We start from the raw sequence: 12183 nt of genomic DNA on the forward strand, positions 1-12183 counted from the left end.
CTCTCATCATTCGAAACCTGTAGCCGCTGTCGAGCGCAGCGAGGCTGCGCACGAGGACGCAGTCCTCGCCAAACCTGCCGATGCTTTTCACCTAGCTGCATACGGTTCTGTTTACATATCCGTTGCTGCGGTCACGGCCACTTACGGTTTCGCTCTTACAGCGACTCACTTTGGAAAAGCCGGAATGCCGGCCCAGCCCAAAGTAAGCAAAGGGCTCCCGCCCCCGCATCCGGCCCCTCGCCTAGGCTCGGCGTTCCCTCACTTCGGCATTGCTCCGGGGGCACGCCGCCACAGGCCATCCATGGCCTGGGGCGGCTAGCTCGGCATCCATGCCGAGCTGCCCCCTACGCAACGCCTGCGTTCGGCCTCCTGAAGGGGCAGGCAGATCAAAAGCCAAAGCAAGATCAAAGGCCAAAGCCAAAGCAGATCAACGGCTGGGGCAAAGCCAAGCGCGTTTTACGCGCGTCTTCAGTTCAATGGCCTTCAGGCCTCTTGCGCTGTTCGCCACTGAATCACCTCCAGCACCGCGCAACCCTCCCGGGTGAGCAGATGCACCCCTCGGGTGACCCGTGTCAGGTCGCAGTCGGCAATGTCTTTCAGGTTAAGCGTGGACAGCGTGTCCATCAGATCCCGTACCACGGTGAAACGATGGGCCGCACTGCTGGCCAGATCGCTCAGAGAGGCTTGGGTGTCGAGGTAGAAAACGGCTTGGTTTGCGTCGTGGGTGTCGACGGGGGAGAAGCGGGAAATCGATTGATCGTCCATGGTCGTTACTCGTTGTAGAGCTTCCACCGTTTGCGGCCAAGCAAATTGAGGGTGGCAGCTGTGCGAGGGTTGGCCGACCGGTTACAACGACACCGGCACACCCGAAGGTGTCCCGCACACAGCCGCCATAACACAGAATCGCAGGCACAAAAAAAGCGTCTGCAATGGTGTTTTGGACGCTGATGCGTCGTTGTAATTCGACCGGCCAAGGTCGTTCGCGGATTTTGCCGCGAGGGCGAACTATAAGGGGAGAGTTTGCGCAGTACAACCATGTGTCGGTGAGGATATTTGAGGCGGTGTGTCATGGCGATAGCAGTGGTCACATGCAGGCATGTGATGAGGTTTTAATCACCCTCATGTTTTAAATCTCTACATGCCAGAAATCGTTAGCCACCGGCGGAAATCGGCCAGAAGCAGTCCTCCAGTGCAGCCTTCCTGACGACAGCTTTAGGCGGTAAGGCGGAAGTCGGAAGTTCAGCAATGGCTGCTTTGCGGCAGATCAGTCCTGGGCAGGAACCCAAAGGGCTCCGCCGCGCCACCACCCACCTTGAGCACGTGGATGTAGATCATGGTTGTCATTGCCGAGTTTTTGCACTGCGCTTAGCTGTGCGCTGACAGTCGAACAAGGTAAGCCCTAGGACGAATGACTCGATGACTTCGATAGTTTGGATCCGCTCGCCGTGCAGCAGCCTTGCGGCGGCATTCGCAATCGGGAACTCGCCTTGAAGAGCGGCATCCACGAGCTGCAGGGCAGCCTCCTTGATGTCATCCGTGAGCGCCAAGTTGCTCCAAGCGTCCCTCGCTTCGTCGAGAGTCTCGGAGACCGCCCGATAAATGCGCTCCTCCTCGGGTGTTCTGGTTCCCTTGCTGCTCCAGTACGCATCAATGCCCTGGAGCTCTGCCAACGAGTTGGTGAGACGAGTAAATATGTTTAGCGAGTCCAGCGGAGCTGCCTCGAGTCCTGCGGCGGCGCACCAGGGTTGCGCCAGTTCATTTGGTAGAACCGGGAGCAGCCTGTCGAAGCCAGATGTAGCGAGGTTCGTCAATCCGAGCCTGTTCATGACGGGAAGGACGCAAATCTTGCGCCCGTCTTCAACGAGAGCACGCCAGGCTGGCCAGCCACTCGCCAGGTTCACACCTGTTCCATCGGTGTTTACAGGCAAGGTGACCAGCACATCTGCAGGCGGCCACACCTCGGGAATGGTGGCCTCAGCCAGCAGATGAACGCCGATGCCAGGGCTAATTGCGGTCAGCTCGGTTCTTAGTCTACTTTCCAAGTTGTTGAACTCGGCTTCGCGATATCGGCGCGCGGCGAGTACCGCCTTGCCAAGTGCACTCCCCTTTGGTGCCGTCCGACAACGGTGGGTGAGGAACGGCTGCCGCCCTCTTTTCTCAGACTCACCGGCCATTGTCTGCAACATTTCCACGAGGCGCCGTAGCTCATCCAACTCTTTTGGTGCCTCGATCGACAACACATCCCATGACTCCTCGGACGCAGCAGTCGCGATGCTCTTCTGGATGTCGGCAAGCCAGCCCATGTAGGCCGGAGCACCCTGCGGCAGCGCGAGAAACCTCCGGACGAGATCTGTGGAGCAACTGGACAGTATCGATGGCAGCCTCGACCACCTCTGGACCTCAGCAGCTGGCTCCTCCTCCTGTGGCGCCACCAAGCAGATAGCTGCGTCGTATACGCGCCCCAAGACGTTCAGCGCCGTGGTATCTGTCTTCCCTCTGAACTGCCCGTCAAGAAGCGCTCTGAGGTTCGGGACGAGCAGATTGAGCAGATCCAAGCATTGCGCTAGATAGGCGGTGTAATTCTCAGTAGCCAAGTGCGCGTTGAGTATGGCCAGCCACGCACGATTGCGGGCGACCTGTTCGGGTACGGGAACATTCGCCCTGGGCATGCGTTTGCGAGCGAGTGGGTAGTCTTCGACTGTGGACGGGACGATGGCCTCGTCAGCTCCGAGCGCGTTGCTGGACACAATATCTGCTGCAGGTGTCAGCGCCAGCAAGGTCTCACAAGTCTGATACACCTCGTGGTTAAGGTCGGTCTGAACGGAGGTTGCTACAAACCAGATGTCTGAGTGAACCTCTCGACCTTCCTCACATGGGCTCAGACTCGGTGCCTCAGCCCAAGCCACATGGTCGGAGAAGCGCTGGAACAACGCCTCTTGCCCTTCTGCATTGACCCAGCTGATCGCCAGCGCCCTGTCGACCTTTGCTGTGACTTTGAGTAGCGAAACTACGGATTGAAAGTCCGCGTCGATAAGCGGGGGGGAAAGCGTGGACAGCTCACCCAAGTGCGAAGCCGGGATGACTTGACCGAGTAGCGAAGCCATGAGCCGGGTCAAGTCTCCCATGCTGCTCGCCGCCTGGAGCGCGCGGCGCAGATCGCTTGGAGCTAACCGAGCCAAAAAGCGAGCGGTCAAACCTGAAGTGATGACCTCAGTCCTGATTTCAGTAAAGCGTCGGGATGCAGGTACCATCGGACCAATATCCGGTGGCTCGATGTCGCCAATCGCGAGTCCAGCAGGCGTTCCCTGCAATGACTTTGGCATCGCTTGTGCTTCGGCGGTCTGGAGCCATCGTTCGATCACCCGATGCGCATTCGTGCGGTCCAGCCCCGTCAGAATCGCGCTGAGGAGCGCCGGTGTCGGTGCTGCCTCCAATCTAAGCGCCAGACTTTCAATTACCTCGTCATCGCATCCCTCGTGCCTAGAGAGCGTGCGCTCGAGGAACCGAGACATCTCGGATGCCGGCACCAGCCAAACCGCAGTTGCGGTCGTAGTCGACAACAAGGGCGGTGGGAACTCGTGAGATAGACGAAGGAGCTCTGCAGATCTCAACTCATGCAGCCCCACGATCCTGTCGTCATGTGCGTCTTGAACCAAGTGCTCATCCTTGAGTCTGGTCAGCGCGAGCGAGACCGTGGTTGGGGGCTTGGACAAGACGCGAGGCAATTCTGACACATCGGCACCGCAACCCGCGGCGTTCACACAAGCCACCATCCTCAAGACATCCAGCTCGTCGTGTCGAGTAACGTCGTTCATCCGCGCCGCAATCTGAGCGTGCAGCGTCTCGCTCAATCGATGCCCCTGGGTAAGCACGTGGGTGTACTCAAGCAGGTGGCCAGCTGCCAGCGCCCAAGGTTCTCGCCATCCTTGCCAAGCGGTTTGCCCTCTATCTCTCAACTCTCGCCACACTCGTTCAGCCAGAGTGTCGTCACCCTCAACCTTGACCTGGGCAGCGTGACGGCTATCTACCAGCGGATAGCGATCCTCCTCTCGTACAGATGCCAAGAGCAGCAGCCCGGGAGTGCGATTTACCTCCGCAGTCAACGCGGTCCAACCCTCCGAGAACCCTCGACCCACGTCATCGATGATGAAGCCGACGGGCGCGTCTGCAGTCGCTCGTCTGGAGCGCGCAAGCTGGACAAGTGACGCAATGGCTGTCGGCGGCAGGCGTTGAACTTGAAACCAACGCACTGCGTGGCGACTGGCGTACGCGGCCTCCCAAAGGACTGCTGACTTTCCTGAGCCGGAAGCACCGTGAATGAGCGCGTTTCTGCGATTCTCCAGTCCCACTAGAACGGCTGCACGGAGCTCAGGCCGTTCCACAACGAGTCCTGCGGCTACGTGCGATGCCTGCGCATCGACACCCAGGTAGAACAGCGGATCCTCATCGGGCGTTAGGAAATCCACAGCTGAACACAAACCCTCGGTTATCGCTGCCTCGACTACCGCTGATGTCAAAAGCGGCTGTAGCGCGTCGAACCGCTGCTGAACATCAGATACGGCAAGTCCAAGATATGCATTCGCTGCACGTGTGCCGTTGTCATCAGAAAGATGCCCCACCACACCCAGGAGGTCCGCGAAGTACATCTCGGCTTCGAAGGAGGTGCAGGCCTGCCTGGCCGAAATCTGGGCCACTGCACTTCCGCGAGGGTCAGGCAGCACAAGCACCTTGGTTCGCGCAATGAGGCCATCCAGCCCCTTGCGTCCCTTCAGCTGGACTACGACGCTCGGATAGGCGGAAAGATCCTGCAGCTGGCGGATGGCAGTGCGGCGTTCACCAACATTGCTTTCGAGCACCAGCATAAATTGATCGTCAGGTTGAAGCCCCTTTCCGTCCCACATTTTCATGACGAAGCCTGCCACTGAGCGAGCTGAAAACGGGCCCATGTGGTCGCGTCGTGACTTGACCTGCGCAAATGTTCTAGCGCTGGCCGTCCGGAGCTCAAGATCGTCGCCCCCTTCAGGGACAACGCTGCCGTACCCAAGCTTGCCGACAAAGCTGCCCACAGCAAGGCATACCGCAACTGCATCCTGATATCGGAACCCACGTCCCGCATGAGAGCCAGCTCTTGTCGCCAAACCAAACCTTCCTTTTCGGTGGCCAAAAAATTCGTCGTGCGTTCGTTCCAAGCGGCGGCTAGAGGACTATATCTCCCCTGGGAGTGCAAGTTCTGGAACAGGGAGCGCGAGGAACATGATGTCGTATAGCCCTTCATCGAGCGGTAATCCACACTGCGAGCCAGCTCCGTCTACTGATGTCAGCGTTGAACGGGAGTTTACAGGCGTCGGTACTGCGTCAAGAGTAATCGACCCATGCCGCGCTTCTTGGTGATCGATCAGCTGACCCAAGTGTATTTCCCCTCAGAGGAGTGCTACAAGGCGGTCGACGGTACGGTATTGAACACTGAACAATCCGATGCCGACATGGACTCGGTACGCAAGCTGTTCAACTTGCTTTACCAGTTCACGGTCGAAGACGTACCAGGCTTCCAGATCATCGTCACGGAGCACGCAAATCTAAGGGATAACTGGTTCCAGAAGTCTCTGGTCGAGGTACCTTGGAGCAAGCCTCCGGCGTTGGTCCCCGAGGGCTGGCCTCTCAAGGGTGAAGTGTCGCTCTGACTAGCTATTGAATTCGCCCTTCTTCTTGGTGATGGATACCAAATGTATCCACTTGAGTTGCGTCGAACCTAGGCAAAAACGGAAGCTTGAGTGAGTCCTGGCCCCTCGTGCCAGGATAGCCTTCCACCAGGAGTTTCCATGAGCCGTCTCCGTTTCATCGTTATTCAAATGACACGCTATCCCCACACGAACGAAGCGCTGTTCGCCATTGCCCTATGGCCTGCCTTGTTCGCGCTCGGTTGCTGGCGAACCCCACAAATCGCTCAGTTTCTGAACGCTCAGGGAGGGGAGACCAGTATGTTGCAGATCTTTCTTGCGGGCTTTGGCGCTTACCTGTTTCTGCTCGGTAAGCACCGTGTGCTCAATCACCGCTATTTCGAGCGTCACGCAGCCGATATTGCTTGGTACCACCTACTGCATGAGGGTGACCAGGGCATGGTTGCAGCGGGCCTCGTTGGCACCGAAGCGCATAGGGCCGTCACGAGCGAAATGGCCCAGCTACGCAAGAAACTGGGCTTCTTGGTCGACGCGGATAGCTTCTATCACAAGCTGAATCTCTTGATGCGGGTAATGAGCTGGCTGCGCGGTAAGCTCAAGTAACGCTGTCATTTGCCCCTGCAAAGCACAGTCCGGGTTCGCAGCACCAGGCCGGTAGGCCGCCGTCTGCTGTTGCCTTGGCTTTTGATCTTCCTGCCCCCTTAGACACGATGGCCGAACGCAGGCATTGAGCCGTGGGTAACCCGGCAGGACGCCGGGTTAGCCGCCCCAGGCCATGGATGGCCTGTGGCGGCGGCCCACGGATCAATGCCGGAGTTCGGGCATGCCGAGCCTAGGCGAGGCACCGAGTGGAGGGGCAGGAGCCTTTGGTTACTTTGGGCTTTTCAAAGTGACTCGCTGTAAGAGCGAAACCATAAGTGGCCGTGACCGCAGCAACGGATATGTACACAAAAAAGACCGCAAACTCAGGTTTTACGACCGCTGCGCGGCCGAGCGGGAGCAAGCTCCCTCGCCACAGTAAGCTCGCTGAGCCCCTTGCTCACTGTGGCGTTCCAAGCAGATTCGTTGCAGTGCGCCGCCATACCCGCAGCAACGAATCAGCTCCCCAACCTCAATGCACAATCTGCGCAAGAAACGCCTTAGCCCTCGGGCTCTTGGGTGCCCCAAAGAACTCTTCAGGCGGAGCATCCTCCACAATCCGCCCCCCATCCAAAAACAACACCCGCTCCGCCACCTGCCGCGCAAACCCCATCTCATGGGTCACACACAACATGGTCATCCCACTCCCCGCCAACTTCACCATCACATCCAACACCTCACTCACCATCTCCGGGTCCAGCGCCGAGGTCGGTTCATCAAACAACATAATCTTCGGCTCCATGCACAACGCCCTAGCAATCGCCACGCGCTGTTGCTGCCCACCTGAAAGCTGGCTCGGGTACTTATCCGCCTGGTTCTCGATCCCCACCTTGGCCAGAAACCCCCGGGCCAGTTCTTCAGCCTTTTTCCGCGACAAGCCGCGCACGGTCATCGGCGCCAGGGTGCAGTTGTCCAGCACGCTCATGTGCGGGAACAGGTTGAAGTGCTGGAACACCATGCCCACTTGGCTACGCACCTGGGCGGCTTCGCGGGTGTTTTGCGAGAGGTCGGTGCGGTCCACCAGGATCTGGCCTTTTTCGGCAATCTCCAGGCGGTTGATGCAGCGGATCAGGGTGGATTTGCCGGAGCCGGAAGGCCCGCAGAGGACGATGCGTTCGCCCTGGCGCACTTTGAGGTCGATGTCGTGCAGTACATGGAAAGCACCGTAGAACTTGTTCACCCCGGCAATATCGATCACCACTTCGCGCGGGTCGGCAGCGGGGCGGGCTGGCGCTTGGGAGGCGGCGGGAAGCGGGGCGGTCTGGGTCTGCATGGCGGTTCTCCGTCGGTCAGTTGAAGCGCTCGGCGCGGTAGGGGGTGGGGTCGGTGAACGGGGTTTCGCCGGTGACCAGCTGCGCCAGCAGCTGGCCGCTCACCGGGCCCAGGGTCAGGCCGTGGTGGGCGTGGCCGAAGTTGAACCACAGGCCGGGGTGGCGCGGGGCGGGGCCGATCACCGGGCACATGTCCGGCAGGCACGGGCGGCGGCCCAGCCAGGGTTCGGCGTCGAGGCGTTCGCCCAGGGGGTAGAAGCTGCGGGCCAGGGCTTCGCAGCGGCGCAGTTGGATTTCGTTGATCGGGTCGTCGCGGTCGGCGAATTCGATGCCGGTGGTCAGGCGGATGCCGCCCACCATCGGTGCCAGGACGTAGCCGCCCACCGGGTCGAGGATCGGGTGCTGCAGGCGGGTGCCGGGCAGGGCGGCGTAGTGCATGTGGTAGCCGCGCTTGATCGCCAGGGGAATGCGGTAGCCCAGGGGCTCGAAGATCCCGCTGGCTTGCGGGCCCAGGGCGACCACCACTTCCTGGGCGGTGATCGGGCCGAGTTCGCTCTGCACCTGCCAGCCGCCTTCGATCTGGGTCAGGGTCAGGGCATCGCCGATGACGAATTGGCCGCCGCGTTGCTTGAACAGTTCGGCGTAGCCGCGGGTCAGGCCGCCGGGGTCGATCACGGTCTTGGGGTCGAGCCAGTGCAGGCCGCCCACGATGTCGGGGTGCAGGCCGGGTTCCAGGGCCAAGAGTTCGGCGCGGTCCAGTACCCGGTAGTTGAGTTCGTAGTCCCGCAGGTCGGCGGCGGCGCGTTGGGCGAAGTCGAAGGCTTGCTGGTCGTTGAAGGCTTCGAGCCAGCCGCCGTCGGCGATCAGCTCCAGCATGTTGGCCGGGCGGGCCAGGGCCAGGTGTTCGGTGACGCAGCGTTCGATCAGCGGCAGCATGGCGCGGGTGGCGGCAGCCAGGCCTTTGGGCGAGGAGTGGCGCCAGTATTGCAGCAGCCAGGGGCCGGCTTTGGGCAGGTGGCGCAGGCTGTAGCGCACGTCCGATTGCTGGTTGAGGCCGTAGCGCACCAGCTTGGTCACTTCCCGGGGGAAGGCGTAGGGAATCACGCTGGCGCGTTCGATCAGCCCGGCGTTGCCGTGGCTGGTGCCGTTGCCCGGAGGCTGACGGTCCAGCAGCACGACTTGGCGGCCGCGGGCCTGCAGGTGCAGGGCGCTGCTGACGCCGACGATTCCGGCGCCCAGAACTAAGGTTTGGCAATGCATGTTTCGGTCCTTATGACAGGGGCCGCGCGGCGGCCCGCTAAAGGGTTCAGTTCAGGTGCCGGCCCAGGCGGCCTTCCAGGTATTTGAGGCTGCGCCGTACCACTTCGACGATCAGCAGGTAGAGCACCGCGGCCCACAGGTAGATCTGGAAATCGAAGCTGCGGGAGAAGGCCAGTTTGGTCACCCCCATCAGGTCGTAGATGGTCACCAGGGAGGCGATGGCGCTGGCCTTGATCATCAGGATCAGCTCGTTGCCCAGAGGCCCGATGGCGATCAGCAGCGACTGCGGCAGTATCACTTTGCGAAACGCGGTCCAGCGCGACAGGCTCAGGGCCTTGCAGGCTTCGCGCTGGCCCTGGGCCACGGCCAGCAGGCTGCCGCGCAGGATCTCCGCCTGGTAGGCGGCGGTGTTCAGGGTGAAGGCCAGCAGGGTGCAGAACCAGGCGTCGCGGAAGAACCACCACAGGCCCACGTCCTGCCAGAAGCCTTTGAACGAGCCCAGGCCGTAATACAGCATGAACAGCTGGGCCAGCAGCGGCGAGCCACGGAAGAAGTACACATAAGCCCCGGTGAAGCGCCGCAGGAACTGATTGCTGGACAACCGCCCGAGGGCGATCAGCAGGCCGAGCACGGCGCCCAGGCTGAAGGAAATCGCCACCAGCTTGGCGGTCACCAGCAGGCCGTCGATAAAGCGCGGGCCGTAGCGTTCCAGCAGGTCCTGGTTGAGGAACAGGTTCAGCAGGTCATCCAGGCTCATGGTTGCAGGCTCCGTTGCGCACGGTTGAAGCGCCGTTCAAGAAAGCTGAACAGGTGCCCCGACAGCGCCGAGAAGAACAGGTAGCCCAAGCAGGCCACGCTGTAGAACAGCATGGGTTCCTTGGTCACGCTGACCGCGAGGTTGGTCTGGCGCATCAGGTCCACCAGGGAAATGGTCGACACCAGGGAGGTGTCCTTGAGCAGCGACAGCCAGTTGTTGGAAAGCCCCGGCAGGGCGATGCGGGTCAGTTGCGGCAGCAGCACCCGGCTGAAGGTGGTGCGCCGCGACAGGCTCAGGGCGCTGGCGGCTTCGTACTGGCCCTTGGGCAGGGTCTTGAACGCGGCCAGCCAGATCTCGCTGGAGAAGGCGGCAAACACCAGGCTGAAGGCGATCATCGCGGCGACGAAGGTGTTGATCGCCACTTCACCGGGGTAGCCCAGGGCGCCGAGGATCTTCTGCGCGGCGATCTGGCAGCCGTAGTAGATGATCAGCAGGGTCAACAGCTCCGGCAGGCCGCGAAACACCGTGGAAAAGGTCGTGGCCCAGGCCCGCGCCCAGCGGTTTTTCGAGCGCGCGGCCAGGGCTACCAGCAAGCCCAGGGGCAGGCCGATGGGCACGCAGGCCAGGGCCAGGGCGATGGTCACCAGGGCCCCGGCGAGCAGGGCCGAGCCCCAGCCGCCGCTGGCAAAGGACAGGAGTGACAGCTGTTCGAACATGCGCGAACCCTCAGGAAAATTGAACCGTGCAGGGCGCCGCCGCGCTCGGGGGAACGCGGGGCAACGGCAGCGGCAAAGGCGGGCGGTCAGTAGATGTCGAAGGCGAAGTAGCGGCTGGAGATCTGCTTGTAGGTGCCGTCGGCGACGATCGCGTCCAGGGCCTTGTTCAGGCGCTCGCGCAGGGCGTTGTCTTCCTTGCGTACGGCGATCGAGGCGTCGGCGGTGGTGCCGTTGACGTCACCGATGATCTTGCAGCAGTCCTTGCCGGCGCTTTCGGCCCAGGCCAGCAGCGGGAATTTGTCGGCAATCACCCCGTCCACGCGTCCGGCGGCCAGGTCGCTGTTGGCTTCGTCCAGGGTTGGGTAGAACTTCACGTCGGCGCCGGCCGGGCCGTAGTGGTCCTCGGCGTAGATGGCCTGGGTCGAGGAGGCCTGGGCGCCCACGGTGCGGCCCTTGAAGTTGGTCTGGGCGTCGGTGATGTCCGAGTCCTTGGCCACGGCTACCGACAGCGGGGTGCGGTAGTAGTGGTTGCTGAAGGCGATCTTTTTCTTGCGCTCGTCGGTGGCGATCATCGAGGCCACCACCGCGTCGTATTTCTTCGCCAGCAGCGCCGGGATGATGCCTTCCCAGTCCTGGGCGACGATCTGGCATTCGACCTGCATCTGCTTGCACAGGGCGTTGGCGATGTCCACGTCAAAGCCGTGCAGCTGGTTGTTGGAGTCCACGTAGTTGAAGGGCGGGTAGGCGCCTTCGGTGGCGATCTTCAGGGTTTCGGCCTGGGCCGCGGAGGCGGCGAAGACCAGGGCGCAGGCACTGGCGAAGCGGACGACGTTGTTCATGGAGCACCTCGGTTATTTATTGTTTTGCGCGGGTGGACGATGTGTAGCCAACAAATTCGTTATGCAGGGCGGCCGTGGCTTCCAGGCGTTTTTCCACCTCGGGGCCCAGGTGCTTGCACACCTCGTTGATCAAGAGGTGAACCAGCGACAGCATGGCCGCGGTGGATTCCCAGAACAGGTTGAACTCGGTGGGCACGCGGAACACCTCGTCGGCGTTCTGCTCGGCCCAGTCGCAGAAGGTGTCGGTGACCAGGGTCACCGGAATCCCCGCCTCGCGAGCCTTGTGGCACAGGGTCAGGGCGTGGCGCGAATAGCGCCGGGCCTCGAACACCACCAGGGCGCAGTCTTCGGCGGGGCTGAGCAGTACGTCGGCGAAATGCCCGGCAGAGCCGTCCACCAGGTGCACGCCGTCGCGCAGGTATTGCAGCAGGTGGACCATGGAGGCGGCGATGCCGCGCTCGGTCTGGAACCCCGCCACGTACACCCGGCGCCGGCTGGCCAGGCGCTGCACCACGGTCTGCCAGGCCGGGGTCAGGCTGTATTCGTAGACCTTGACCAGCGCCGCCACTTCCAGCTCGAAGCTGCGGGGCAGGCCCTGGGCCGCCGGGTTGGGCTGCTGGCGAAATTCCTGCAGGCGGTCGCCCACCAGCCACGGGCCTTCGCCTAGGTCGTTCTTCAGGTCGTTTTTCAAATCCTTGAAATGGCTGTAGCCGATGGCGCGGCAGAACCGGCCGACGCTGGATTCGCTGACGCCGAGTTTTTCGGCGATGTCGGCGGCGGTCTGGAAGGGCAGCTCGTAGAGGTTGGCGAGCATGTAGCTGGCAATTGCCCGGCCCGACGCGGTGGCGCTGGACAAGCTGCTTTCAAGGCGTTGTTTGATGGGCTGGCTCATGGCCGCTCCTTGTTTTTATTGACCGCTGGAAACGGAAAATGAAGGTTTTCTGTCATGAAGTCAACATTTGACAGTTAACTGGCGTGACGCGATAGTCAGGCCCCTTCCAATAACAATTCCAATGGAGCTGC

Annotated in this window: 9 protein-coding genes and 1 pseudogene; 2 read left to right on the plus strand and 8 right to left on the minus strand. The window is 61.5% G+C overall.

Features of this window, described 5'->3' with window-relative positions:
• Positions 1–483 precede the first annotated feature (483 nt).
• Positions 484–765: a hypothetical protein gene (locus PST29_RS11045; RefSeq protein ID WP_060843057.1), complete on the minus strand. Its 282-nt coding sequence runs from the start codon at positions 763–765 to the stop codon at positions 484–486.
• 575 nt (positions 766–1340) lie between these two features.
• Positions 1341–4907 carry a hypothetical protein gene (locus PST29_RS11050; protein WP_148659619.1) on the minus strand — a complete coding sequence of 1189 codons (3567 nt, stop codon included), beginning with the start codon at positions 4905–4907 and terminating at the stop codon, positions 1341–1343.
• Positions 4908–5366: 459 nt separating this feature from the next.
• Here PST29_RS11050 and PST29_RS11055 point away from each other — a divergent pair.
• Both PST29_RS11055 and PST29_RS11060 read left to right on the plus strand, forming a co-directional pair.
• Positions 5367–5681 (plus strand): annotated as a pseudogene (locus tag PST29_RS11055) (DUF3732 domain-containing protein); the annotation flags it as partial.
• A 138-nt stretch (positions 5682–5819) separates the two neighbouring features.
• Positions 5820–6281: a hypothetical protein gene (locus PST29_RS11060; RefSeq protein WP_060843060.1), complete on the plus strand. Its 462-nt coding sequence runs from the start codon at positions 5820–5822 to the stop codon at positions 6279–6281.
• Positions 6282–6789: 508 nt separating this feature from the next.
• Here PST29_RS11060 and PST29_RS11065 read toward each other — a convergent pair.
• From PST29_RS11065 to PST29_RS11090, 6 genes are all read right to left on the minus strand, one after another.
• Positions 6790–7590 carry an amino acid ABC transporter ATP-binding protein gene (locus tag PST29_RS11065; protein ID WP_060843061.1) on the minus strand — a complete coding sequence of 267 codons (801 nt, stop codon included), beginning with the start codon at positions 7588–7590 and terminating at the stop codon, positions 6790–6792.
• A 16-nt stretch (positions 7591–7606) separates the two neighbouring features.
• Positions 7607–8848 carry an NAD(P)/FAD-dependent oxidoreductase gene (locus tag PST29_RS11070; protein WP_060843062.1) on the minus strand — a complete coding sequence of 414 codons (1242 nt, stop codon included), beginning with the start codon at positions 8846–8848 and terminating at the stop codon, positions 7607–7609.
• 46 nt (positions 8849–8894) lie between these two features.
• Entirely contained in the window at positions 8895–9605 is a 711-nt protein-coding gene (locus tag PST29_RS11075; protein ID WP_041117194.1) for an ABC transporter permease, read from the minus strand.
• The gene (locus tag PST29_RS11080) at positions 9602–10321 is read right to left on the minus strand and encodes an ABC transporter permease (protein WP_060838504.1); all 720 of its coding nucleotides are present in this window, start codon (positions 10319–10321) and stop codon (positions 9602–9604) included. The genes PST29_RS11075 and PST29_RS11080 overlap by 4 nt, the downstream gene beginning before the upstream one ends.
• An 86-nt stretch (positions 10322–10407) precedes the next feature.
• The gene (locus tag PST29_RS11085; protein WP_060838505.1) at positions 10408–11160 is read right to left on the minus strand and encodes a transporter substrate-binding domain-containing protein; all 753 of its coding nucleotides are present in this window, start codon (positions 11158–11160) and stop codon (positions 10408–10410) included.
• A 16-nt stretch (positions 11161–11176) separates the two neighbouring features.
• On the minus strand, positions 11177–12052 hold the full coding sequence (locus PST29_RS11090; RefSeq protein ID WP_060838506.1) for a MurR/RpiR family transcriptional regulator: 876 nt from the start codon (positions 12050–12052) through the stop codon (positions 11177–11179).
• Between the last annotated feature and the right edge of the window lie 131 nt (positions 12053–12183).

The sequence above is a fragment of the Pseudomonas sp. St29 genome (assembly GCF_001547915.1).
In the GTDB taxonomy this organism is placed as follows: domain Bacteria; phylum Pseudomonadota; class Gammaproteobacteria; order Pseudomonadales; family Pseudomonadaceae; genus Aquipseudomonas.